Source organism: Methylobacterium sp. SD274, from assembly GCF_017355285.1.
Lineage (GTDB): Bacteria > Pseudomonadota > Alphaproteobacteria > Rhizobiales > Beijerinckiaceae > Methylobacterium.
In genome coordinates this window covers 13,091-35,721 of sequence record NZ_JADIJP010000036.1, presented here as the reverse complement: position 1 = coordinate 35,721, position 22,631 = coordinate 13,091, and the positions used below count along the sequence as shown (strand labels likewise).

Annotated in this window: 23 protein-coding genes and 1 tRNA gene; 10 read left to right on the top strand and 14 right to left on the bottom strand. The window is 65.4% G+C overall.

Annotated features, from left to right (window positions below):
- Window positions 1-179 precede the first annotated feature (179 nt).
- From IPV08_RS21905 to IPV08_RS21895, 3 genes are read right to left on the bottom strand one after another with little or no spacing between them, the layout of a single operon-like run.
- On the bottom strand, window positions 180-686 hold the full coding sequence (locus IPV08_RS21905; RefSeq protein ID WP_207413690.1) for a dihydrofolate reductase: 507 nt from the start codon (window positions 684-686) through the stop codon (window positions 180-182).
- Complete coding sequence (locus IPV08_RS21900) at window positions 686-1,480, bottom strand: thymidylate synthase (protein ID WP_207413689.1); 795 nt, start codon at window positions 1,478-1,480, stop codon at window positions 686-688. The genes IPV08_RS21905 and IPV08_RS21900 overlap by 1 nt, the downstream gene beginning before the upstream one ends.
- 54 nt (window positions 1,481-1,534) lie before the next feature.
- Entirely contained in the window at window positions 1,535-2,335 is an 801-nt protein-coding gene (locus IPV08_RS21895) for a CPBP family intramembrane glutamic endopeptidase (RefSeq protein ID WP_207413687.1), read from the bottom strand.
- A gap of 323 nt (window positions 2,336-2,658) precedes the next feature.
- Here IPV08_RS21895 and IPV08_RS21890 point away from each other — a divergent pair, with 323 nt between their 5' ends.
- The gene (locus tag IPV08_RS21890; protein ID WP_207413685.1) at window positions 2,659-3,303 is read left to right on the top strand and encodes an SspB family protein; all 645 of its coding nucleotides are present in this window, start codon (window positions 2,659-2,661) and stop codon (window positions 3,301-3,303) included.
- A gap of 45 nt (window positions 3,304-3,348) precedes the next feature.
- On the opposite strand, the gene IPV08_RS21885 is transcribed toward IPV08_RS21890, so the two are convergent.
- Window positions 3,349-4,743: a cytochrome P450 gene (locus tag IPV08_RS21885; RefSeq protein WP_207413683.1), complete on the bottom strand. Its 1,395-nt coding sequence runs from the start codon at window positions 4,741-4,743 to the stop codon at window positions 3,349-3,351.
- Window positions 4,744-4,886: 143 nt separating this feature from the next.
- Between IPV08_RS21885 and fumC the strand changes: the two genes are divergently transcribed.
- The 3 genes from fumC (at window position 4,887) to IPV08_RS21870 (ending at window position 6,899) form a co-directional block, all read left to right on the top strand.
- Complete coding sequence (fumC, locus tag IPV08_RS21880; protein WP_207413681.1) at window positions 4,887-6,311, top strand: class II fumarate hydratase; 1,425 nt, start codon at window positions 4,887-4,889, stop codon at window positions 6,309-6,311.
- 11 nt (window positions 6,312-6,322) lie between these two features.
- Window positions 6,323-6,514, top strand: a complete 192-nt coding sequence (locus IPV08_RS21875) for a DUF4169 family protein (RefSeq protein WP_207413679.1) — start codon at window positions 6,323-6,325, stop codon at window positions 6,512-6,514.
- A gap of 166 nt (window positions 6,515-6,680) precedes the next feature.
- A complete protein-coding gene (locus tag IPV08_RS21870) occupies window positions 6,681-6,899 on the top strand; it encodes a ribbon-helix-helix domain-containing protein (RefSeq protein WP_207413677.1) in 219 nt (72 codons plus the stop codon).
- 12 nt (window positions 6,900-6,911) lie between these two features.
- Here IPV08_RS21870 and IPV08_RS24790 read toward each other — a convergent pair whose 3' ends face one another.
- Both IPV08_RS24790 and IPV08_RS24785 read right to left on the bottom strand, forming a co-directional pair.
- Entirely contained in the window at window positions 6,912-7,211 is a 300-nt protein-coding gene (locus tag IPV08_RS24790; protein ID WP_246748129.1) for a helix-turn-helix domain-containing protein, read from the bottom strand.
- Window positions 7,212-7,241: 30 nt separating this feature from the next.
- Complete coding sequence (locus IPV08_RS24785) at window positions 7,242-7,679, bottom strand: hypothetical protein (RefSeq protein WP_246748128.1); 438 nt, start codon at window positions 7,677-7,679, stop codon at window positions 7,242-7,244.
- Window positions 7,680-7,765: 86 nt separating this feature from the next.
- Here IPV08_RS24785 and IPV08_RS21860 point away from each other — a divergent pair, with 86 nt between their 5' ends.
- Window positions 7,766-8,740, top strand: a complete 975-nt coding sequence (locus tag IPV08_RS21860; RefSeq protein WP_207413675.1) for an MBL fold metallo-hydrolase — start codon at window positions 7,766-7,768, stop codon at window positions 8,738-8,740.
- 90 nt (window positions 8,741-8,830) lie between these two features.
- Here the strand turns inward: IPV08_RS21860 and IPV08_RS21855 are convergent, their stop codons facing one another.
- The 4 genes from IPV08_RS21855 to IPV08_RS21840 all read right to left on the bottom strand — a co-directional run bounded on the left by IPV08_RS21855 (window position 8,831) and on the right by IPV08_RS21840 (window position 14,317).
- Window positions 8,831-10,216, bottom strand: a complete 1,386-nt coding sequence (locus IPV08_RS21855; protein ID WP_207413673.1) for a heterodisulfide reductase-related iron-sulfur binding cluster — start codon at window positions 10,214-10,216, stop codon at window positions 8,831-8,833.
- Window positions 10,217-10,488: 272 nt separating this feature from the next.
- A complete protein-coding gene (locus tag IPV08_RS21850) occupies window positions 10,489-11,676 on the bottom strand; it encodes an FAD-binding protein (RefSeq protein ID WP_207413672.1) in 1,188 nt (395 codons plus the stop codon).
- Window positions 11,677-11,764: 88 nt separating this feature from the next.
- The gene (locus IPV08_RS21845) at window positions 11,765-13,213 is read right to left on the bottom strand and encodes a polysaccharide biosynthesis C-terminal domain-containing protein (protein WP_207413670.1); all 1,449 of its coding nucleotides are present in this window, start codon (window positions 13,211-13,213) and stop codon (window positions 11,765-11,767) included.
- Between the two features lie 102 nt (window positions 13,214-13,315).
- On the bottom strand, window positions 13,316-14,317 hold the full coding sequence (locus IPV08_RS21840) for a magnesium transporter CorA family protein (protein WP_207413668.1): 1,002 nt from the start codon (window positions 14,315-14,317) through the stop codon (window positions 13,316-13,318).
- A 214-nt stretch (window positions 14,318-14,531) separates the two neighbouring features.
- Between IPV08_RS21840 and groES the strand changes: the two genes are divergently transcribed.
- On the top strand, window positions 14,532-14,819 hold the full coding sequence (gene groES / locus IPV08_RS21835) for a co-chaperone GroES (protein ID WP_018042554.1): 288 nt from the start codon (window positions 14,532-14,534) through the stop codon (window positions 14,817-14,819).
- Window positions 14,820-14,912: 93 nt separating this feature from the next.
- On the top strand, window positions 14,913-16,556 hold the full coding sequence (gene groL / locus IPV08_RS21830) for a chaperonin GroEL (RefSeq protein ID WP_056424589.1): 1,644 nt from the start codon (window positions 14,913-14,915) through the stop codon (window positions 16,554-16,556).
- Window positions 16,557-16,788: 232 nt separating this feature from the next.
- Here the strand turns inward: groL and IPV08_RS21825 are convergent, their stop codons facing one another.
- Complete coding sequence (locus tag IPV08_RS21825) at window positions 16,789-17,520, bottom strand: hypothetical protein (RefSeq protein ID WP_207413666.1); 732 nt, start codon at window positions 17,518-17,520, stop codon at window positions 16,789-16,791.
- A gap of 302 nt (window positions 17,521-17,822) precedes the next feature.
- Between IPV08_RS21825 and IPV08_RS21820 the strand changes: the two genes are divergently transcribed.
- Both IPV08_RS21820 and IPV08_RS21815 read left to right on the top strand, forming a co-directional pair.
- Window positions 17,823-18,155 (top strand): HdeA family protein, encoded by a 333-nt coding sequence (locus IPV08_RS21820; RefSeq protein ID WP_246748126.1) that lies wholly within the window; start codon window positions 17,823-17,825, stop codon window positions 18,153-18,155.
- Window positions 18,156-18,298: 143 nt separating this feature from the next.
- The gene (locus IPV08_RS21815; RefSeq protein WP_207413662.1) at window positions 18,299-20,410 is read left to right on the top strand and encodes an SbmA/BacA-like family transporter; all 2,112 of its coding nucleotides are present in this window, start codon (window positions 18,299-18,301) and stop codon (window positions 20,408-20,410) included.
- A gap of 8 nt (window positions 20,411-20,418) precedes the next feature.
- Here the strand turns inward: IPV08_RS21815 and IPV08_RS21810 are convergent, their stop codons facing one another.
- From IPV08_RS21810 to IPV08_RS21800, 3 genes are all read right to left on the bottom strand, one after another.
- Window positions 20,419-21,135, bottom strand: a complete 717-nt coding sequence (locus IPV08_RS21810) for an LrgB family protein (protein ID WP_207413660.1) — start codon at window positions 21,133-21,135, stop codon at window positions 20,419-20,421.
- Window positions 21,132-21,527 (bottom strand): CidA/LrgA family protein, encoded by a 396-nt coding sequence (locus tag IPV08_RS21805; RefSeq protein ID WP_207413658.1) that lies wholly within the window; start codon window positions 21,525-21,527, stop codon window positions 21,132-21,134. Before IPV08_RS21805 ends, IPV08_RS21810 begins: the two co-directional genes overlap by 4 nt.
- A gap of 68 nt (window positions 21,528-21,595) precedes the next feature.
- Entirely contained in the window at window positions 21,596-22,063 is a 468-nt protein-coding gene (locus tag IPV08_RS21800; RefSeq protein ID WP_056424570.1) for a TerB family tellurite resistance protein, read from the bottom strand.
- A 202-nt stretch (window positions 22,064-22,265) separates the two neighbouring features.
- Here IPV08_RS21800 and IPV08_RS21795 point away from each other — a divergent pair.
- Window positions 22,266-22,341: transfer RNA gene (locus tag IPV08_RS21795), tRNA-Thr, on the top strand.
- Window positions 22,342-22,631: the final 290 nt, after the last annotated feature.

Below are 22,631 nucleotides of genomic sequence, written 5' to 3'. Positions count from 1 at the left end.
CGATATCTCCCGCTGAGGCAGTGACGTTCGAGGTCGGACCGGCGCGTTGCCGCTTCGGGCCGATCCGTCTCACGGTACTGAGTGTCGCCACTCCGTCCTGTCAAGGCTGGCAAGTGGGCATCATGAAGGGGAAAGGCAACAGCGCCGGGCGCTCTTGCACAATGCGTCGCGGCGTAGAGTTACCGGACCCGTTCCATATCAACGAATGCGAAAGCGCATTCATCCCGATCGCCGGACGGGTGTGCGACCCGGGATGTCTCGCGGAAGGTACCTCTGTCGAAGCTGGGGAAGACGGTGTCTCCCTCAGGAGAAATGTCGACTTCCGTCATGTAGATGCGGTCGGCATGCGGTAGCGCCAGGGCATAGATCTCCCCCCCACCGGCCACCATCAGATCCTCCGCATCGCCGGCCGCCGCGATGGCCCCTTTCCAATCGTGAACGACATTGACGTCCGCGATCGAGAGTGACTGATCGCGGGTGAGAACGATGATGCGTCGGCCGGGTAATGGTCGTCCGATGGATTCGTAGGTCTTCCGGCCCATCAGGAGCGGCTTGCCCATGGTGAGTGCCTTGAAGCGGCGCAAATCGCTGCCGAGGCGCCAGATCAGGCCGTTGTCCCGGCCGATGACGCCATTGCGGGCCATGGCGACGACGAGGCTGATCAGGGGGCGGGAGGAGACAGACATCAGACCGCCACCTGCGCACGAATGGCGGGATGCGGCGCGTAGCCTTCGATGGCGATGTCTTCGAACCGAAATTCAAACAGCGAGCGGACTTCCGGATTGAGAACGAGGCGTGGCAGCGGGCGCTGCTCACGAGTCAGCTGTAACCGCGCCTGATCGAGATGGTTCACGTAGAGATGGGCGTCTCCCAGGGTATGGATGAAATCGCCGGGCCTGAGACCGGTCACCTGCGCGATCATGGCAGTGAGCAGCGCGTAGGACGCGATGTTGAAGGGCACGCCGAGAAACACGTCCGCCGAGCGCTGATAGAGCTGGCACGAGAGCCGCCCGTCGGCGACATAGAATTGGAACAGGCAATGGCAGGGCGCCAGCGCCATCCTGTCGAGGTCGGCCGGGTTCCAGGCCGTAACGATCAGGCGACGGGAATCGGGGTTTCGCCTGATTTCGTCCACGAGCCAGGAAATCTGGTCCACCGCACCGCCGTCGGGCTTAGCCCAGGAACGCCATTGCCGGCCGTAGACCGGGCCGAGATCGCCGTTGGCGTCGGCCCATTCGTCCCAGATCGTGACGCCGTTGGCCTGAAGCTCCCGCACATTGGTGTCACCGGTGAGAAACCAGAGCAACTCGTGGATGATCGAGCGCAGATGCAACTGCTTCGTCGTCACAAGCGGGAAGCCCTGCGCCAGGTCGAAGCGCATCTGGTGGCCGAAGACCGAGAGCGTGCCTGTGCCGGTTCGGTCGTCCTTGCGCGTCCCCTCGGAGAGGATGCGTTCGATGAGCTGATGATAGGCGTGCATCGGGATCCCATTCTTGTCTCCTGCGATACCGCGAAGCGGATCGGGAGGCGAGCGTCAGGCGGCCGCCGGCCACAGCAAGTAGGCGACGACGGCGAGATTGCTCCAGACGTGGAGAAGGACGCATGGCCACAATCGTCCGGTCCGCCAGCGCAGCCAGCCTAGCATCAGGGCCAGGGGGACGAGGGAGACCGGACGGGCGATGCTGCCGACCTGGAGATGAAGCAGCACGAACAGCGCCGAGGTAGCGAGGATGGCTCCCAACGGCTTAAGGAAGCGCGATGCCCTCTCGAACATGGCCCCGCGCATCAGCAGCTCCTCCGCCACGGGAGCCAGGACGATCGTGAAGGCGAGCCAAGCGACCGCGCCCGTCCTGCTGAGCAGGGGCGACAGGCCGACATTGCGTCCGAACGCCATGTGAAAGGCATCCGCGGTCGCGATCACCCACAGAATATGGAGGAAGGGCCAGAGCAGGATGATGGCGAGAAGTCTCGAAGGAGCGAGGCCGGGTGCGTCGACCGGACTGAGCGCGAGCTTGGCGCGCCAAGCCTTGCCCGCGGACCAGATCGCCGTACCGATGACGATGGTGACGATCAGGCATTGTCGCAGGATGTCGCTCGCCACCTCCCGTAGGACCATCTGTTGCGGATAGAGCCGGGGTCGGCGGACGTCGCTGGCCAGCGGATCGATACCCTGCAGGATGTCTGCGCCGACTCGAACGATGAGCATCGCGGCGATGGCCGCGACGACCATGATGGACAGCGTCACCAGGACCAGGCCGATGGCATCCCGAAACGCAGTCGCGGCCAGATGGAACGACGAGCGCCTCGACCGCCCGTCGCCTTCATGGCGAGCCATTTCAGCGATTGCCCGCTCCGCGGACATCTCCACGACAGGATCGGGCTTCAAAAGCGACGCCTCTCCCTCTATATTCAATCCGCTCGGTCGAGAGGCCGGGCTAGGCGCCTGACAGACTTCGGTGAAAGCCGATGGACCCAGGCGTTTTCAGCAGAATTCTGGGTACTTGGATACGGTGTCAATTCACCGCCCCCCGTGGCCACCACGGCGGCAACGGCGCGATTGAAACCTGGGCCCGAGTCCGGCAAGCCTTCACGTCAATTCACCGACCCGGTGCGCCACCAGCGCGATATTCCGGCAGGTACCGGGCAAAGCGACAAGCGATGGCAGACGATCTGATCCGTTACGACCTTCTGGTTCAGGATGCCCTTCGCGGCGTCGTGCGCAAGGTATTGACCGACGCGGCCCGCGAAGGCCTCGCGGGGGAGCATCATTTCTACGTATCGTTCCGGACGGAGGCGCCGGGGGTGCGGATGTCCCAGCGGTTGCGGGAGAAATACCCTCAGGACATGACCATCGTCCTCCAGCATCAGTTCTGGGACCTCGGCGTCACCGAACATGCGTTCGAGGTCGGTCTGTCCTTCTCGGGAGTACCCGAGCGTCTGCTCGTACCGTTCGATGCTCTGAGCGGGTTTTTCGATCCCTCCGTGCAGTTCGGCCTGAAGTTCGACTTGAACGAAACGGCTGAGGACGACGCTTCGGACGATGCGCCACAGGTCCCGGGCTCGAAGAATGCGCCGCGTGGCGCCGCATCGGAGCCGAGCGAGATCATGCCGAAAGGCAATGCCGTCGCGGCGATCGGCGCAAGCGTTCCCAAACTTCTGCCCGCGCAGGGTGCGAGCCAGAACCTCGACAAGACCGAGGATGGCGCGGACGGAAAGCCGGCCCGGCCAGCGGCCAAGAAGCCCGAGGGTGGTGAGGCCGGCGCCGAAGTCGTGAGCCTCGATGCGTTCCGCAAGAAGAACTGAGCCGAAGCGCGCTTCGCTTATCCAATAATGGTGCCGCGGGTCAGGTCAGGCCCGCCGCTCCACTCGCATCCGTAAGCCATGTTCTGGCCGGAGCGTTACGCGCTGCAACGGCGTCACCGGGGCATGATCCGCCGGCAATGTGAAGCGTACGCGACGGATCATATGCGCCAGCACGATGACGGCTTCCTGGAGCGAGAAGCTCTGGCCGATACAGACGCGCGGTCCGGCTCCGAACGGCAGGTACGAAAATCGCTGCACCGCCGCTCTGTTCTCCGGCAGAAAACGTTCAGGCATGAACGTCTCGGGCTCGTCCCATAACGTCCGGTGGCGGTGGAGCACGTAGGGTGCCACCATGATCAGCGATCCCTGCGGGATCTTGATCCGGCCGATCCGATCCTCCGCGATGGCCTGCCGGCTCATGAACGGAACTGGCGGGAACAGCCGCATCGTCTCCTCCATCACCGCCTTGGTGTAGGGGAGTGCGTCGGCATCGAATACATCACCCTGCACCGCATCGACTTCACGCTCCACGTGAGCTCGGGTATCGGGGTCCTGCGACAGACAATAGAGAGCCCAGGTCAGCGCATTCGCCGTCGTTTCATGACCGGCAGCGATGAAAGTGACGATGTTGGCGCGGACTTCGAAGTCGCTGAGACCTTTGCCGGTTTCAGGGTCCTGAGCCTGAAGCAGCAACGTCAGAAGATCGGAAGGCGCAGTTCCGCCATCGAGTTGCGCCCGCCGGCGCTCGATGAGCGCGTTCACGACCTCCTCGAAGAAGCGGATCGCGGGCCTCGCCCGAAGGCGGCCGATACGCGGCACGAAGGCGGGGACACCAAACACGTCCATCGGGTCCACCGGCCCGACCGATTCGAGGAAGCGCGTGATGGCGCGGCCGAGAGCGTCGGGATCGCTGGAGAGTCCCTCGGTGAAGATGGTCCGTTCGAGCACGTCGAGAGTGACCCGGGTCGTTTCCAGCGCCACGTCGACGGTTGTGCCATCGCGTCGGGCGAGGCGACGGCCGATTTTCGCCCCGGCCTCATTCATGGGAGCCGCAAAACCGAGGACGTGGCGGGCCGAAAAAATCGGCGCGAGGGTCCGCCTCTGCAGTTTCCACTCCTCGCCCTCCGCCGTGAGAAGGCCGTTGCCGAGGCCCGGCGCGAGAACCCGGCGCTGCAGGTCGTCCTTGCGGTAATTAGCAGCGTTCTCAACGAACAGGTAGCGGATCAGGGCAGGGTCACTGACCACGGTCACGCGGCCCATCGTACCCTCTCGCGCCACGACCGGTTCAACGAAATGCTCGTCGAGCCACGTGGTGATCGGATTGGCGCGCACCGCCTTCAGGAAGGCGAACAGCCCTGGCTGTTCGCGAAGCGGGCGGGGAACGGAAGGACGGAAACGCGGTCGGGCATCGGGCTCCATGGTCGCTGCGTCCACGGACATCGGCATGTATCCTCGTTGGATTCGACGCGGGGGCGGTGCCTGACTCCGGCACGGACCTGTGACGCCTTTGGTAAAAGCACCATCGCGGTTTGGCCCCGCACCGTCTAAGTAGGGCCGCATACTCCGCCATCTAAGAGGCCACGATGTCGCCGCTCGAAAGCCCCACCGAAACGTCCGCCACCCGGACCGAGTCCGACACGTTCGGCCCCATCGAGGTTCCGGCCCATCGCTACTGGGGCGCGCAGACCCAGCGCTCGATCCAGAATTTCAAGATCGGCACCGAGAAGATGCCGGCCCCCCTGGTCCATGCCCTCGGGATGGTGAAGCAGGCCGCCGCTTTGGTGAACCAGGATCTCGGCGCCCTCGACCCGAAGGTGGCCCAGGCCGTCGCCGCCTCCGCCGCCGAGGTGGTGTCCGGTGAGCACGACCAGGAATTCCCCCTCGTGGTGTGGCAGACGGGGTCGGGCACCCAGTCGAACATGAACGCCAACGAGGTCATCGCCAGCCTCGCCAACGAGCTGCTCGGCGGAAAGCGGGGCGGCAAGTCACCGGTCCATCCCAACGACCACGTGAATCGCGGCCAGTCGTCCAACGACGTGTTCCCCACGGCGATGCACATCGCGGTCTCGCGCGAGATCAACGACCGGCTGCTGCCCTCCCTGAAGCACTTGCACGATGCGCTCCAGGCGAAGTCCGAGGCGTTCTCGTCCATCGTCAAGATCGGCCGGACCCACCTGCAGGACGCGACGCCCGTCTCCCTCGGCCAGGAATTTTCCGGCTACGTCGCGCAGGTGGCTTTGGGCACCGAGCGGGTGAAGGCGACGCTTCCGGGTGTGCTGGCTCTCGCACAGGGCGGCACGGCGGTCGGCACCGGCCTCAACGCCCATCCGGAATTCGCCGAGAAGTTCGCGGCCAAGGTCGCCGAGCTGACCGGCCTGCCCTTCACCTCGGCCGCCAACAAGTTCGAGGCGCTGGCCACCCACGACGCCCTCGTCTTCACGCAAGGCGCGCTCTCGGCCCTGGCGGCGGGCCTGTTCAAGATCGCCCAGGACATCCGCTTCCTCGGCTCCGGCCCGCGCTCGGGCCTCGGCGAACTCTCCCTGCCGGAGAACGAGCCGGGCTCGTCGATCATGCCGGGCAAGGTCAACCCGACGCAGTGCGAGGCGCTGACCATGGTCTGCGCCCAGGTGATCGGCAACGGCACCACGGTGAGCTTCGCCGGCTCCCAGGGCAATTTCGAGCTCAACGTGTTCAAGCCGGTCATCGCCAATGCGGTGCTGCAATCGATCCGCATCCTCGCCGATGCCGCCGTGAGCTTCGCCGACAATTGCGTCGTCGGCATCAAGGCCAACCAGGACAAGATCGCCGACCTGATGAGCCGCTCTCTCATGCTGGTGACGGCGCTCGCCCCCTCCATCGGCTACGACAAGGCCGCCGAGATCGCCAAGACCGCGCACAAGCGCGGCACCACGCTGAAGGAAGAGGCCCTGCGCCTCGGCTACGTCACGGAGGAGGAGTTTGACCGCGTCGTGCGCCCTGAGACCATGCTGGCACCGAGCGTCGACTGACGGGGAAGCTCATGGCCGAGATCATCAACCTGCGCTCGGTCCGCAAGGGCAAGGCGCGGGCCGAGAAGGAGGCGAAGGCGGAGGACAACCGCATCGCCTTCGGCCGGCCGAAGAAGGCCAAGACCTTGGCTGAGGCCAAGAAGGCCATCGAGTTCTCGCGCCACGAGGGCCACAAGCTCGTGGGACCGGATTCGGACGGGTGACGACCCTAAAGCGCTCGCAAGTCTCCCCTCCCCCCTCTGCGGGGGCGGGTGGCCCTCGCATGAGCGAGGGGTGGGAGAGGGGAGCGCCATCTCCGGAGAGGTCGCCCCCTCTCTCGCCTGCTCCGCAGGCACCCTCCCCCGCAGAGGGGGAAGGGTTGCGCACTCGATGACCCCCGGCACCACCAAACGCTCAGTCATGATCGCCGGCCACCGGACCAGCGTGTCGTTGGAGACGCCGTTCTGGGAGGCTTTGCGCGAGATCGCCGCCGCCCGCGAGCAATCCGTTCAGGTGCTGATCGGTGAGATCGACGAGGCGCGGGGCGCGCAGAACCTGTCCTCGGCGATCCGGGTGTTCGTGCTGGCTGAAGTGCGCCGGCCGAACTGAGGCCTCGGGCGTTTATGGCCGCCGGATACCGACGAGGCTCGCCGAGGCGGGTGCACCGAACGTCTGCCGGAAGGCGTTGGCGAAATGGGCCTGATCGGCGAAGGCCGCGTCGTGGGCCGCGACCGTTAAGGTTTCACCCCGAATGACGGCGTCGATCGCCCGCCGCATGCGCAGCCATGACCGATAGCGCCGGAATGGAACTCCCACCTCGCGGGTGAACAGGTGTTGCATCCGCGAGGAGGACAGCCCAACGGATGCCGCGAGGCGCGGCGCCGACATGCTCGCGTCCTGGCGGGTGCCGAGGCCGGCCATGATCCGGGTGATGCGCCCATCGAGCGTCGGTTAGTTCCGACGCATTGCGAAGCCGGCGAGATCGGCGATGGCCTGCCCCGCCCAGACCGTGGCGCGTCGGCATTCGTAGAGCGCACGCAACGGCTCGATCTCACCCCACATGGCGACGCGTGCGCCGTCGATGTCTTCGCCGGCGGCGATCAGGCCCAGGAGAGCCCGAGCTCCGGCCTCCGGCTCGAGATAGAGGACGCCCAAGGGATCGCCGGCACAATCGAGTTCGTGCCGCATCCCCGCCGGGACGAAGGCCGTGCGGCAGGCGATCCACGGACCGGGCCTGAACCGGATGCGGAAAGGTCCATACAGGCCGGCCAAATAGACCGGCGCACCATGCTGGTGGCTGGCGTTGTAGGCGAGCGGTCCGGCAAAGAAGGTGTGCCCGCCCTCGACGTGCCAAAGGGGGCCGAGCGCTGGGCCAGCACGTTCGTTCAAGCGGTGCCCCCTCCTAACGCGCTAGGCCGGTCATCCCCGCCTCGCGGTCAGCCTGCGCGGTGGGGTCAGCCGGAGATCCTGCGACGATGATCACATTGAGCCGACGCCTTGTCACGGGCGTCCTCGCGGGCCTCGCTCTTTCCGGCGCGAGGCCGGCCCTGGCCGGGGCGGCTGCCCTCGCCGAGGCACCTTCATCGCGACGCATCCGGCTCGGCGCCTTCACCATCACCAGCTTACTCGATGCGGACGAGACCATCGACGGGCCATGGCCGATCGTCGGTGAGGACCGGCCGAGAGAGGAGGTGCAAGCGCTGATGCGGGAGAACTGGCTTCCGCCGGACCGGTTCACGCCGGGCTTCACCCCGACGCTGATCGAGACCGGCACACAGCGCATCCTCTTCGATACCGGAAACGGCGAGGTCGGCTTCATCCCCAGGCCGGCGGGAGGGAGGCTGGGTCAGGCGCTACGGCGCGCCGGAATTGCGCCGGAAGCAATCGACCTCGTGGTGATCACACACTGCCATACGGACCATATCGGCGGCCTCCTCAAGGGCGGCATTCCGCAATTTCCCAACGCGGCCTACGTCGTGGGAGAGGCGGAATACCGCTTCTGGACCTCGGAGGAGCGCCTTTCGGCGCCAGCGGACAGCAACACCTACCGATCGGCCGCAGTGGTGCGCAGCCATCTCGTCCCGCTGCGCGACCGCATCCGCTTCGTCGGACCCGGCGACACGGTCGCGCCCGGCATCGACGTGGTGGCGGCGTTCGGGCACACACCGGGGCACCTTGCCTTCCATTGCGAGAGCGAGGGGCAACGGATGCTCGTGTGGGGCGATTGCGCCCATCACGAGATGGCGTCCCTGAGCCACCCCGAATGGCACGCCTTCTTCGATCTCGACAAGGATCAGGGCATCGCGACCCGTCGGGCGATCTACTCGATGGCCGCCACCGAGAGGCTGCTGGTCGCGGGCTATCACACGGCGTTCCCGTCGCTCGGCCATGTCGAACCGCGAGGGACAGGCTATCGCTGGATTCCGGTGACCGGATCCGGAACCCCCTGACCCCCTTTTCCCGTCCGCTGTCCATCCGAGCCATCGACAGGAAATGCGCAGGTCTTGGGGAAATGGTCAGGTCTTGGCGCCGCTTCGGCGTTACTCCGCCGCCTCCAGCACCCGCATCCCGCCCAATCCCTCGAGCACCGCCGGCTTCGGCCCACCCGTCGCCCAGTCCAGCAGTTCCACCGTGTGCACGATGGGGATGCTCGTGCCGTTCCCGATCTGCGTGGCGCAGCCGATATTGCCGGTGGCGATGAGGTCGGGGCGCATGCGCTCGATATTCGCCACCTTCCGGTCGCGGAGCCGCCCGGCGATCTCGGGCTGGAGGATGTTGTAGGTGCCGGCCGAGCCGCAGCAGATATGGCCCTCGGGCACGTCCTTCACGGTGAAGCCGGCCTTCTTGAGCAGGTTCTTCGGCTCGGTGCGGATGCCCTGGCCATGCTGCATCGAGCAGGCGGAATGATAGGCCACCACGAGATCGCTCTCGAACAGAGGCGGCATCAGGCCGAGGCTCGCCACATATTCGGTGACGTCCTTGGCGAGGCCCGAGACCCGCGCCGCCTTGTCGGCATAGGCCGGGTCGTCGCGGAACATGAAGCCGTAATCCTTGATCGTCGTGCCGCAGCCCGAGGCCGTGACGATGATCGCATCGAGACCGTCGCCGTCCATCTCGGCGATCCAGGCATCGATGGTGCGCTTGGCCTGGGCGTGGGAGGTTTCGGACTTGCCCATATGGTGGGTGAGCGCGCCGCAGCACCCCTCCCCCTTCGCCTGCACCACCTCGACGCCGTGGCGGGTGAGAAGCCGGACCGCCGCCTCGTTGAAATCCGGCCGCAACACGCTCTGGGCACAGCCGCGCAGGAGGGCGACCCGGCCGGCGCGGGCGGGGGCGGCCTCGCCCTGGAGCAGGGCGCTCGCTTCCCGCGCTCGGTTGTCGGCCGGGAAGGTGCCGGGCCGGTCGTTGACGGTGCGGTTCGGCAGGAGCGCGGGGGCGAGGTCGAGCATCGCCGCGAGGCGGTTGCCGACACGGGGCAACTGGGCGACGAGGGGCCGGAACGGCGAGCCGATCTTGGCGGCCAGAAGCGCGAGGCGGAAGCGGTTCGGATAGGGCAGCACGAAGGCGAGTACGCTGCGCAGGAGCCTGTCGCTCAAGGGCCGGCGATAGGTCTCCTCGATATGCGTGCGGGCATGATCCACGAGGTGCATGTAATGAACGCCGGACGGACAGGTCGTCATGCAGGACAGGCAGGACAGGCAGCGGTCGACATGCTTGACCACTTCGGGCGTCGCCGGTTTGCCGCCTTCCAGCATGTCCTTGATGAGGTAGATGCGGCCGCGCGGGGAATCGAGTTCGTCGCCGAGGAGGAGATAGGTCGGGCAGGTCGCAGTGCAGAATCCGCAATGCACGCAAGTACGCAGGATCTTTTCCGAAGCGGCCATCGCCGGGTCGGCAAGCTGCGTCAGGCTAAAATTGGTCTGCACGGCGTTTCCTCAGGGTCCCGATATCGTTTTCTTGCTGGGTGGTCTGTCGCCGCCCGGCGCTGTTTCAAGCAGCTTAGAGAAAATTTCGGCGGAAGCCGAGCCTTGGAACGGCTCTAAACCTCCGCACACCCGGCGGGGATAGCGCGAAAGCCATTCAGGATCATGAGGCCGCTGCGGGTGAGATTGTCGCGGTCAACGTTTGGGCCGAATGCTGAAAGCTTGGTTCTGGCATCGGGCGAGAACCGGATCGCTGGGGTGGGAACCGTACGGGGTCAGATGCCAGCATACATCCGGCCGGGATTGAAAACCCCCTTCGGATCGTGCGCCGCCTTGATTCCTGCCGTCATACGAAGCAGCGGATCGGACAGAGGCTCGAAGACGGCGGTCGCCGCGCGTACCGCATCCGGTGCCCGCACCAGGGTGGCGTGCCCGCCGGTGGTGCGGAGGACGTTGCGGATGGTTTCGGCGCCGGCATCGCCCTCCGCCGAGGTAGCCAGCCAGACGAGGCCGCCGCCCCAATCGTAGAACCAACGCGCCTGACGCTGCGCCGCGATGGCGGCCGTGACCGCAGGACCCTGCATCGGTGCGGTGGAAATTCGCCAGACGGCGGATGCGCGCGGTTCCGTCAGTGGGATGACATCGCGGATCGCAGCCCACAGAACGGCTCCGATCTCGCCCTCGATGATCTCCGGCTCTCCGAACCGCCTGAGGAGCTTGCGCAATTCGCCGAGGCGGTAATCGAGGGATTCCGAGAAACCCTCCAGACGCATCAGGGTGCGCGGGCTCGGCCCGTCGAGGCCGCTCGGCAGGTGAGCCGCACCCGTGAGTTCGAACGGCGATCCGAGGGCGGCACTAAGAGCGGCCACCGCCGTTGCATCGTCGAGGCCGGAGAAGGCCAAGGTCGTCACCCGTTCCTGGACGGGAAGCACCTTGAAGGTCACTTCGGTCAGCAGGCCGAGAGTGCCCCACGAGCCCGCCATGAGCTTGACGAGGTCGAGGCCGGTGACGTTCTTCATTACCCGGCCGCCCGATTTAATGGCCTCGCCGCGCCCGTTGACGAAACGGACGCCGATGAGGCTGTCGCGGGCCGCCCCCGCATTGATCCGGCGCGGTCCCGCATTGTTGGTCGCTGCCACGGCACCGAAGGTCGGCTCCCCGGCCGAGCCCATCAGGATGCGATGGTCCATCGGCTCAAAGGGCAGCATCTGGCCGCGTTCCGCCAGCAAGGCCTGGACCTGCGCGAGGGGAGTTCCGGCCCGGGCGGCGACCACCATCTCGGCCGGCTCGTAGAGGGTGATCCCAGTCAGACGAAGGGAAGAGAGGGTGGCTTCGTCCTGGGCGGGGCGGCCGATCGCGGTCTTGGTTCCCCCGCCGACGAGCCGCATCGGCTCTGACCGGCCGGCGGCGGCGGCGACGATGGCTTGTGCCTCGCCCTCGTCCTGAGGCTCGTATGACCGCATCGTTTCCTGCCCGCTGCGATGCTCGACGGCATCTTCAGGCGACCATATGCGGGAAGGGACGCCCCGCTTTCAAGCGGTGCGTTCTGTCTCAAGCCGCCGGGGTGACGGCGCGCTGCCGCAGATAGGTCGTCACGAGGCCGCGTAATCCGGCGATGTCAAACACCGCAACGAGCAGGGCATAGACCAGCACACCGAGAGGTAGGCAGATGGCGAGTGCCATGGCCGGATCCATGTGCCTGAACGGTGCCAGGCAGGCCATCATCGCCAGGGTGGCGGTACAGGCGGCAAAGATCTCCCACCAGTCGATCCGCAGGCGCTCCGGACCCGCGAGGGCTCGGACTGCGAGCCAGAGCGTCGAGGCGACGAGGCCGGCGCTTTGCGCCATGGCGATGCCGGGAGCGCCGAAATGCGCGGGGAGGACGAACAGGCAGATGGCATTCACGGCAAGGCCGACAAGGGCGGCAGAGATGACCGGCACCGTCTTGCGCCGGATCTGGAAGATCGGGTTGAGCCCGAAATTGAGCAATGTGCCGCAGAGCAGGCCGGGGATGAGGATCAGCGCATAGAGGGCGAAGGGGCCGCGATAAGCCTCCGGCACGACGAGCCCTTGGAGTGCTGGAAGCACAGCCCAGAGTCCGCCGGCGCAAGGCACCATGAGCGCCACCACGATGGCCGCATTTCGGCCGATCTGGGCCTCGGCCGCCACATGGCCCTCGTGCTCGTCCACCCGCACGGCGAGCTGGAACAGGATAAGGTCCAAGGCCGTGCCGATCATGCTGAGGCTGCGCGAGGCGACATCCGCCGCAAGTGTGAAATAACCGGCCTCCGCCAAGCCGAACGACATGGCGATGGCGCTCCGGTTGAGGAACGGCGTGATCTGGTAGATCGCGTTCGCCACGATCAGCGGAAGCCCGTAGGCGCGAAACAGCCGCCAGGTCTCCCCCATCCGAACGCGCACGATCGGCACGGGCGGATCGAGCAGCGGCTTGCGCAGCATCACGACGGGTAGAAACTGGCTGAGCCCGCAAGCGACCAGCACCCAGAGCGGCTGCGGAAACAGCCAGGCTGCGCCCGCCATGAGCAGGAATGACAGGCCGTTCTTGATGAGGGTGAGCTTGAGATAGAGGCCGCCGTCGAATCGCGCGCGGGTGAGGGCTGCGTGATAATCGAACAGGCCGATGCCGAAGGCGGCGAGGCCGGCCCCAGCCGCGATGGCGAAACGGCCCTCCGTGTTCATTTCCACAGTCGCGCCGACGACGGCGCAGAGAGCCGATGCGACCAGGAGGAGGACGGCCAGGATGGCGTAGGCCCGGTCCAGCCCATGGCGGATCCAAGGTTCCTCGCGCCGGACGCGATTGGAATAGAACCGTGTCGCCGACAGCCGCAGCCACTCGAAGACCAGGGTGTTGAGCACCACGGCACCCGTGGTGGCGAGGCCGAACAGGCCGAAATCCGCCGGCCCCATGAGCTTGGCCAGAAGGAGGCCGAGGCCGAAATTGAGCCCGGCATTCAGGATGAAGGCGACGATTACGGCCATGCGGTCGACTCTGGTCGCCGGATTGCCGGCGATGCTCCCAATCCTTGCGCGCTGGGCCGAAAAGATTTCCCTAAACCCCGAAAACGCTCGATCGAACGCGCGTCAGAACCAGCCGCGCAGCTTGAAGAAGACGATGGGGATGATCGCGCTGATGACGATCAGCGACAGACCATAGGGATAGCCATAGGCCCAGTCGAGCTCCGGCATGTGCTTGAAGTTCATGCCGTACATCGACGCGATCAGGGTCGGCGGCACGCCCACTACCGAGACGACGGTGAGCACGCGAAACGTGTTGTTCTGCTCGATGTTGATGAGGCCGAGAGTGGCGTCGAGCAGGAACTGGACGTTTTCGGACAAGCGGATCTCGAACTCGTCGAGGGAGGCGATGTCCCGGCGCAGGGTCTCGAAGCGCGGCATCTCGGCCGCGCCGAGCAGGTGTTCGCACTCGCCGGCGACGAACGGAAGGATGCGCTCGAGGCCGAGCAGGCTCGAGCGGATCTTGCCGAGCGCCTTGCCCCGCCGACCGACGCTGCGGAGGATTCGGCGCAGCGCGAGGTCGCGTCGACGCGGGGTCTTGCCGGAATCGCCGGCGACGCCCCCTGCCCTCACGTCGAAGTCGAAGATCCGGGTCGAGAGCGCGTCGAGATCGGCACCCATCTCCTCCAGGGCGTCGGCGAGGCTGTCCACCAGCTCCTCCACCAAGAGGAGGAAGATCTCGGTGCCGGTCTGGCAAGCGCCGTCACCGTCGCCGATGCGCTTCTTGACCTCCTCGAAGGCGCGCAGTTCGTTGAACCTGACCGTAATGAGCCGGTCCCGGGTCAGAACGAAGCCGAGCGGGGTCAGCTGCGAATCCACCTTGTCGAAGGTGATCATCGGTGTGGAGAGCGAAAGACCGTTCTTGAGCCGGCGCAGGCGGCTCGAATTCTCGACCTCGCTCAGAGCCTTTCGTGAGGGGACGCGCAGGCCGGTGGCGGCCTCGATATGCTCGGCCTCCTCGGCGCTCGGATCGTTGAGGTCGATCCAGATCGCATGGCTCGGCACGCCGCCGCCATTGGCTGCGCCGGAATGCTCGACCGCGCCTTGCGGTCCCTGAAGGCTGATCATGGGGTGATTGTCATCCGTCTGTCAGCGACAGGAGAGCAGAACATGCTGCGCAAACGCGGCATGACGCGTCGTCCGCGTCTTGACTCGCAAGGAGCTTGAGCCTACCTCCGCCCTTGCTTTGGCACTCTTCGCTCGGGAGTGCTAACAGCCTGGGTTGGGCGAGCCCTTCGGCCGCATCAACGCCATCCATGAATTTGAAGCAAGAGGGCAGCTCATGAAGTTCCGTCCGCTGCACGACCGTGTCGTCGTCCGCCGTATCGAAGGCGAAGAGAAGACGAAGGGGGGCATCATCATCCCCGATACCGCCAAGGAGAAGCCGCAGGAGGGCGAGATCGTCGCCGTCGGCCCTGGCGCCCGTGACGAGGCCGGCCGCGTGAACCCGCTCGACGTCAAGGCCGGTGACCGCGTCCTGTTCGGCAAGTGGTCCGGCACCGAAGTCAAGATCGACGGTCAGGACCTCCTGATCATGAAGGAATCCGACATCATGGGCGTCGTCGCCTAAAGCGACCCGGCCCTCTTCCTTCTTCCATTCGAGCCTTTCGAGCGCGCCCTTCGGTGAGCGCCTCAAGGCTCTCAATTTGATGAGGATCTATACATGGCAGCGAAAGAAGTACGCTTCGGCTCAGATGCCCGCGAGAAGATGCTCCGCGGCGTCGACATCCTCGCGGATGCCGTCAAGGTGACCCTCGGCCCCAAGGGCCGTAACGTCGTCATCGAGAAGTCCTTCGGCGCTCCGCGCATCACCAAGGACGGCGTCACCGTCGCCAAGGAGATCGAGCTCGCCGACAAGTTCGAGAACATGGGCGCCCAGATGGTGCGCGAAGTGGCCTCGAAGACCAACGACATCGCTGGCGACGGCACCACCACCGCCACCGTCCTGGCCCAGGCCATCGTCCGTGAAGGCGCCAAGTACGTGGCCGCCGGCATGAACCCGATGGACCTGAAGCGCGGCATCGACCTCGCCACCACCGCCGCCGTGAAGGACATCACGAGCCGCGCCAAGAAGGTCGCCTCGTCCGAGGAAGTCGCCCAGGTCGGCACCATCTCGGCCAATGGCGACAAGGAAATCGGCGAGATGATCGCCCACGCCATGCAGAAGGTCGGCAACGAGGGTGTCATCACCGTCGAGGAAGCCAAGACCGCCGAGACCGAGCTCGACGTCGTCGAGGGCATGCAGTTCGACCGCGGCTACCTCTCCCCGTACTTCATCACGAACGCGGAGAAGATGGTCGCCGAGCTCGAGGACCCCTACATCCTCATCCACGAGAAGAAGCTCTCGTCGCTCCAGGCGATGCTGCCGGTTCTCGAGGCCGTGGTGCAGACCGGCAAGCCGCTCGTCATCATCGCCGAGGACATCGAGGGTGAGGCTCTCGCCACGCTCGTCGTGAACAAGCTGCGCGGTGGCCTCAAGGTCGCTGCCGTCAAGGCTCCGGGCTTCGGCGATCGCCGCAAGGCCATGCTCGAGGACATCGCGATCCTGACCCAGGGTCAGATGATCGCCGAGGACCTCGGCATCAAGCTCGAGAACGTCACCCTCCCGATGCTCGGCCGCGCCAAGCGCATCCGCATCGAGAAGGAGACCACCACGATCATCGACGGTCTCGGCGAGAAGGCGGACATCGAAGCCCGCGTCGGCCAGATCAAGGCGCAGATCGAGGAGACCACCTCGGACTACGACCGTGAGAAGCTCCAGGAGCGCCTGGCCAAGCTCGCCGGCGGCGTCGCGGTCATCCGCGTCGGCGGCGCGACCGAGGTCGAGGTCAAGGAGAAGAAGGACCGCGTCGACGACGCGCTCAACGCCACCCGCGCTGCGGTGGAAGAAGGCATCGTCCCCGGCGGCGGCACCGCCCTCCTCCGTGCCCGTGAGGCCGTCCGCGCTCTCCAGAGCGACAACCCGGACGTCCAGGCCGGCATCAAGATCGTGCTGAAGGCCCTTGAGGCCCCGATCCGCCAGATCGCCGCCAACTCGGGCGTCGAAGGCTCGATCGTGGTCGGCAAGATCACCGACAACACCTCTTCGATCACCTACGGCTTCAACGCCCAGACCGAAGAGTATGTCGACATGATCCAGGCCGGCATCGTCGACCCGGCCAAGGTCGTGCGCACCGCTCTGCAGGACGCCTCCTCGATCGCCGGCCTCCTCGTCACCACCGAGGCCATGATCGCGGATGCTCCGAAGAAGGACAGCGGCGCTCCCCAGATGCCGGGCGGCGGCGGCATGGGCGGCATGGACTTCTAAAAAGTCCCTATCGTCACGTGGAATGGATGCTCTCGCGGTTACCGCCGCGAGAGCGGAGAGGGTCGTCGCAAGACGACCCTCTTTTCGTTACGGATGATCGGACAAGGCCGGGCGCTGGACGGTTAAATGTCGTCGCGCGGACGGATTTGGCCGAATTGAATCCGTGAAACCTTCGCCCGACATTTCAGCCCGTCACGGCAGAGAGCCGGCGAGACTTCAGTATCGGCGGTATTTACCCGGCGCGGCGATTGCACCGGACGTAAGAGGCGTCGCCCTTGGCGCTCGACCATGTCAGACGGTCGCCTTCGACGATCAGCTTCACTTGGGATGTCCAGCGCCGGCCGCCATCGCTGCAGGATGCCGCCACGCTCCAACTCGCGCCCATGCGCCGCCCGTCGCGGAAGGTACAGACGGTATTTCCCGCCCGCGCGCCATTCTCGGTGATCCGCGCCGGAATGTATCCACGGCGCCGCGCGCCGCGGCGGCATGCCACCTCGTTCGGCCCCCAGACGCCGACATAAGCCGCCGCCTCGATCGGTGGAGAAGCGGCAGCGGGGGCATCGGCGCGGGGCGTCACTTCCGTATCCTGCTTGAGCGCGACCGGCCGGATGCCCGGCTGGGCAGGGGATGCAGCGAGCCTGTCCCGGGCAGGCGCTCCAGCGTGAGCAGAGCCAAGCCCCACATCCGACCAGGGCGCATTGGCACGGGGCAGGCGTGAGGATGCCGCCGTGTTCTCGAACGGACCCGGCTCGTTCAAGGCAGCCTGTGCCGTGCCGGTCTCAGGGCGGACAGGGGTATCGTTCGTCAACAGAACTGTGCTGTAGCCGAGGAGAACGCCCCAGCCCATGGCGAGGGATACTGGGAGTATCAAGGCACGGCGCGACCCTCCCGACGGTCCGGTCACCGTCACTGACGGCGTGCCGTCCTCGTTTCTCATATCCTCGCTTTCGATGCCGGCGGCCATCGTCGTCTCCCGTCAAGCCCGACCTTGAGGCCGAGCCAATCCCGTGCGCGCCAATTTCTCGGCGGCACCCACCACCTCACTATTCCGCGACATTCGATCCCCCACCCCGTCCGACATGCAGGCCGTTATCATTCTCAAAGTCGGCTCTCGTCAGGACAGGTGTGTGATTATTCTGTCTCGGTGCGTTTGATAGCGGTGGATAGACTCCGGGAATAGGGCGAGCGAACGGCAAGGCCTTCCCGTCGCTTACCAAAACTGCCATGCTCAAGCTTGTGAGAAACATACCAGCGCGCAGATCCATCGTGACGAGACGCCTCGCCATCGCCGTCTGCGTCGTCATCGCCACCTCGGCCGGCGCTCAGACGCCTCCCTCCACTCCGCGGATGTCCTGCGCGGACGCGATGGCGCTCGTGAAGCGCGACGGATCGGCGGTCCTGTCCTGGTCCGTGGGCAAGGCGGATAGGTCCGGCAGGGGGGAGCAGCCGGTAAAGACGGAACGCTTCGTCAGCGATCGCAGCCTTTGCGGCCTGACGGAAATCGCCGAGCTGCGTTTCGTCCCGACACGCGATAATCTGGAATGCCCCGTGGGGTACCGCTGTCGCGAGCCCGATTACGGCGACTGGGATTGGCCCTGATCCGATCTGACGCATCCGGCGGGTGAAGCCCTCGCCACGATCTCGCCACGACCGGTCGTCACTGCCGCCGTCACGACCGGGTGCTAATCCGGCGGGCGAAGACCCATTCGCACATTTGAATTTACCGAGTTGAGGAGACGCGCGTGGCCGTACTCAGGACAGGCCTCGGCCTGCAGGCCGCCATAACGGCGCTCTTTGCCCTCGTTCTTCTGATCCTGCCGGGCACCTCGACACCGCTCTACGTCAGCCTCAGCGGCTTCGCGATGGTGGTGATCCTTTTTGCCTCCGCCAAGCTCTCAGATTATCTCAAGGTGTTCGTTTCCGTCTACGGTATCGGGTATTTGTTCCTGGCCGGTGCTAAGCAACTTGCAGCATCCGGTTTTCTGCCGGAGACGCTGGCGGCACTGCTGCCGCCTGCCTTCGCGGCCACGGGCGCGGTGGTCTTCGCAGGCATCGTATTCGGAATTTCCCATCTCGAACCCATCCGCGCGATCACTCGTATCGCGGATCCGTTCTTCGCCGCACGCGAGGAGCCGAACCGGGAAATCCGACCGTTCCGTTTCTTCGGCAGTACCGAAGGCCGGGTCGCACGGCGCCTCGTTGCGCTTTCGATCTTCATCACCTTTGCGCAGGTTGCGCTACAACTGCGCCTGAATTTCTGGTACCGCGACCTCTTCAACGCGCTGCAAGAGTATAACGCCGACGCATTCTGGTATCAGCTCGTCTGGATCTTCGTGCCTCTTGCGACGATCTGGGTCATCATCGGCATGTTCGACACTTTCGTCGATGCTTCGCTGCATATCCGCTGGCGCACTTGGCTCGCACGCAGCCTCTACAGTCGCTGGCTCGATGGGGGCACGCATTACCGCATACCCTTCACCGACGAACCGGCCGACAACCCGGATCAGCGCATCCAGAGCGACGTCAACCTCTTCATCCAGCAGACGACGAGCCTGTCGATCCGGCTCCTATCCCAGGCCGCTACCCTGGTTTCCTTTATGGTTATCCTTTGGGGGCTGTCGCGGGATTTCGTTCTTCCCTTCACCGACATGGTAGTGCCCGGCTTCCTGGTGTGGCTGGTCATCGTCTACGCGGTGGTCGGAACTTGGCTGACCCATCTCATCGGCCGTCCGCTCATCGGCCTCGACTTCCGGCAGGAGAAGGTGGAGGCCGATTTTCGCTTCTCACTCGCGCGGACCAGGATCTATTCCGAGCAGATTGCCCTGCTGCGCGGTGAGCGGTCGGAGACCTTGCGACTGCGCGAGCTGTTCCGGGAGATCATCGAGAACTACCTCGCCATCATCTACCGGCGGATCAAGATCGGCAGCTTCACCCTGTCCTACAACCAGATCAGCGTGGTGTTTCCCTACATCCTCGCCGCTCCATCCTACTTCCTGAAGAAAATTACCCTCGGACAGTTCCAGCAGACGGCGAACGCCTTCAGCAGCGTCCAGGGTTCCCTGTCCTTCTTCATCGATTCCTACACCACCATCGCGTCGTACCGCGCCAATACCAACCGCCTGACGTCATTCAAGCGGGCGATGACGAAGGCGGAGGCCCTGTCCGGTGCCGGATACGGCTTGGTGCAGGGCAGTGGACCGGGCCCGGCCGTGACGGCGTCCGGCATGACCCTGGCGCTGCCCGATGGTCGCGAGATTGTCTCCGCCAAGTCGTTTACCCTCACCAAGGGTGCCGCCACTCTCGTCACCGGCCCGTCTGGATCGGGCAAGTCGACCCTGTTCCGGGCGATCGCCGGGATCTGGCCGTTCGGCAAGGGCCGGATCGACGTGCCCGAAGGTCAGTCGGCGCTGGTGCTGCCGCAGCGGCCGTATATTCCACTCGGAACCCTGCGTGGCGCGGTGGTCTATCCCAGCACCACCGACCAGTTCTCCGACGAGGCGATCCGCGAAGCCTTGATTGCCGCGCAACTGCCGCAGCTGGCCGACCGTCTCGACGAGATCGATGCCTGGGACCAGCGACTGTCCGGCGGTGAACAGCAGCGTTTGGCCATCGCCCGCGCCGTGCTGGCGAAGCCCGCCTGGCTTTTCCTCGACGAATCCACCGCCGCCCTCGACGAGCCGAGCGAAGCCGGCATCTACCGCATGCTGCGCGAGCGGTTGCCGGGGACGACCATCGTTTCCATCGGCCATCGCTCGACGCTGCACGCCCTTCACGACACGCGCATCGACATGAAACCGGGCCAGGACGGCCGCTTCATCCCGACGGAAACGCCTGAGGCCGCTCTCGCCAAATAGGGGTGACGTCAGCGCAAGAACGTCACGGCGAGCGGTGCGAGGATCGCCGTGATGAAGGCGTTGAGACCGAGTGCGATACCCGCGAAAGCACCCGCCACCTCGTTGACCTGAAACGCCCGTGCGGTGCCGACACCGTGCGCGGCGAGTCCGGCGGCGAAACCCCGTGCCCGCATGTCCTGAATGCGGAGCAGATTCATGAGCGGCGTCACCAGGATTCCACCTGTCATACCGGTCAACATCACCAGCACGGCTGCGAGAGTCGGATCGCCGCCGAGATTCTGAGCAATGCCCATCGCGACACCGGTCGTCACCGATTTCGGGACGAGGGCGACGATGACATCGTGCGGGATGCCGAAGGCCGTGCCCAACGTCATGGCAGAGATGAGAGCTACGACGGAGCCCACGAGGAGAGCTGCCAGCATTGGCGCCAGCGAGCGGAGCACCGTGGCGCGGTATTCGTAGAGCGGGATCGCCAGGGCCACGGTGGCGGGCCCGAGCAGGAAGTGGACGAATTGGGCACCGTCGAAATAAGTCGCGTAGGGCGTTCCGGTCAGCTTAAGCACGCCAGCCATCAGGATGATGGCGACGACTACGGGATTCGCCAGAGGATGCCTGTTCGTTGCCGTGGCGATGCGGTCGGCAACTGCGTAGACCATCAGTGTCACGGTCAGCCACAGCAGGGGCGTGCGCGAGAGATAGACCCAGAGCGCGAAATCGCCGGTCATGGCTCCCTCACCGGGGCGACCCAACGCTTGACGGCGACGAAGGTGAGCGCCGTCGCCGTGAGGGTCGCCAATGTCGAGACGACAACGACGCAGGCCAGCGCCACGCCATGAGCTTCGAGCACGTCGAGCCGTCCGACGATACCGGCGCCGGCCGGGATGAACATCAGCGACAGATGGGCGAGCAGCCCTTTCCCGGAGCGCTCCAGGGTGCCGTCCACGAGTGGCGCAGCGAGGACTCGTGAGGCAATGCCGGACCAGCGGTCGCGCAACACCATGAACAAGAGAAGCAGTGCCATCCCGATGACCGGACCCGGGACTGAGAGGGCCGTGGCACGTGCGAGCACCTCTCCGACGAGTTGGGCCAGGAGGATCAAGGTGAAGCTGACGATCATCGCGCCGCGATTCTTTCTTCCGGCCTGATCCGGCCCGGCGAAGCCGAGGATCGTCTGCCGAGCTGCCGCTAGGAGACCGCCCCCGATTCTGCGCCGGCCCTGGCGAGACGGATCGCCGTGTCATCGAACCGGAGCAGGCGACCGAGCCGCCAGACCAACGCCTCTTCGAACTCATGAACCGTGCCATCGGCGCCGGCCACCGACCATGCCATGGAGAGCAGCCGCGCGCGCTCCGTCTCGCCGAACTCGTGGCCCATCATTTCCACGAGCAGCGCCATGTCGCGGGTCTGGGCATCGACACCGGCCGCGCGAGCGATCAGCGCTTCGGCCTCCTCGCGGTTGCCGGCATAGCGTCCCTCGACCAAGCGGCAGAGCCGCTCCGACTCGGCCCCGTCGAGAACTCCATCCACCCGTGCCACATGGACGAGAAGGGCAATCGCCGCCAAGCGCTCATCTACAGCTTCCGAATCGTCCGGGCTCGCGGACAGGCCGAACGCGTCGGCAGCATAGGCACGCAAGCGGGCGATGAGGGACATGGCTTTTCCTGAAACGTGCCGCGAGCCTTCGAAGCCGCATCGCTCCGCGTCAAGGCAGCATGGCGCATCGCGGGACCGTGATGCACCGTCCGTGGCACAGTTGCATCACGAAGACGACGCGGGCCGCCTTGCCATCGGTCGAGCGTGCGGATATGAAGCCGCAACGATCCGAAGCGACACCAGCCGTCGCAATACGGATCTCGCCGCAATAGCTCAGCTGGTAGAGCACCTCATTCGTAATGAGGGGGTCGGGGGTTCGAATCCCTCTTGCGGCACCAAGCTTATTTTCCTGTTTGAGTGCAGGCACTTAGCAGAAAGCTCCGGATAGCTTAGCTACAGTCGATAGCTACAGTGTCACCGCGAATCGTTTTGTCCTTGTCCACACGGATCACGCCGTATTCGAGTTGGGGTTGGGCCAAGTCCACGTGGGAACCGCAAACATCCGACCATAGCTGGAGATCGTCGGCTTCATAGCCGATCAGGAAGCCGGATGCCGCACGCCGCCGCAACTGTGAAGGCGCCTATCAACCGATGCGACCGCTGCAACGGTGCCTATGATACGGGTTTG

Bases quoted from the DNA above. Each gene is read 5' to 3' on its own strand.
- IPV08_RS21905 (WP_207413690.1), bottom strand. From the start codon at position 686: ATGTCTGTCTCCTCCCGCCCCCTGATCAGCCTCGTCGTCGCCATGGCC.
- IPV08_RS21900 (WP_207413689.1), bottom strand. From the start codon at position 1,480: ATGCACGCCTATCATCAGCTCATCGAACGCATCCTCTCCGAGGGGACG.
- IPV08_RS21895 (WP_207413687.1), bottom strand. From the start codon at position 2,335: ATGGCTCGCCATGAAGGCGACGGGCGGTCGAGGCGCTCGTCGTTCCAT.
- IPV08_RS21890 (WP_207413685.1), top strand. From the start codon at position 2,659: ATGGCAGACGATCTGATCCGTTACGACCTTCTGGTTCAGGATGCCCTT.
- IPV08_RS21885 (WP_207413683.1), bottom strand. From the start codon at position 4,743: ATGTCCGTGGACGCAGCGACCATGGAGCCCGATGCCCGACCGCGTTTC.
- fumC (WP_207413681.1), top strand. From the start codon at position 4,887: ATGTCGCCGCTCGAAAGCCCCACCGAAACGTCCGCCACCCGGACCGAG.
- IPV08_RS21875 (WP_207413679.1), top strand. From the start codon at position 6,323: ATGGCCGAGATCATCAACCTGCGCTCGGTCCGCAAGGGCAAGGCGCGG.
- IPV08_RS21870 (WP_207413677.1), top strand. From the start codon at position 6,681: ATGACCCCCGGCACCACCAAACGCTCAGTCATGATCGCCGGCCACCGG.
- IPV08_RS24790 (WP_246748129.1), bottom strand. From the start codon at position 7,211: ATGGCCGGCCTCGGCACCCGCCAGGACGCGAGCATGTCGGCGCCGCGC.
- IPV08_RS21860 (WP_207413675.1), top strand. From the start codon at position 7,766: ATGATCACATTGAGCCGACGCCTTGTCACGGGCGTCCTCGCGGGCCTC.
- IPV08_RS21850 (WP_207413672.1), bottom strand. From the start codon at position 11,676: ATGCGGTCATACGAGCCTCAGGACGAGGGCGAGGCACAAGCCATCGTC.
- IPV08_RS21845 (WP_207413670.1), bottom strand. From the start codon at position 13,213: ATGGCCGTAATCGTCGCCTTCATCCTGAATGCCGGGCTCAATTTCGGC.
- IPV08_RS21840 (WP_207413668.1), bottom strand. From the start codon at position 14,317: ATGATCAGCCTTCAGGGACCGCAAGGCGCGGTCGAGCATTCCGGCGCA.
- groES (WP_018042554.1), top strand. From the start codon at position 14,532: ATGAAGTTCCGTCCGCTGCACGACCGTGTCGTCGTCCGCCGTATCGAA.
- groL (WP_056424589.1), top strand. From the start codon at position 14,913: ATGGCAGCGAAAGAAGTACGCTTCGGCTCAGATGCCCGCGAGAAGATG.
- IPV08_RS21825 (WP_207413666.1), bottom strand. From the start codon at position 17,520: ATGGCCGCCGGCATCGAAAGCGAGGATATGAGAAACGAGGACGGCACG.
- IPV08_RS21810 (WP_207413660.1), bottom strand. From the start codon at position 21,135: ATGACCGGCGATTTCGCGCTCTGGGTCTATCTCTCGCGCACGCCCCTG.
- IPV08_RS21805 (WP_207413658.1), bottom strand. From the start codon at position 21,527: ATGATCGTCAGCTTCACCTTGATCCTCCTGGCCCAACTCGTCGGAGAG.
- IPV08_RS21800 (WP_056424570.1), bottom strand. From the start codon at position 22,063: ATGTCCCTCATCGCCCGCTTGCGTGCCTATGCTGCCGACGCGTTCGGC.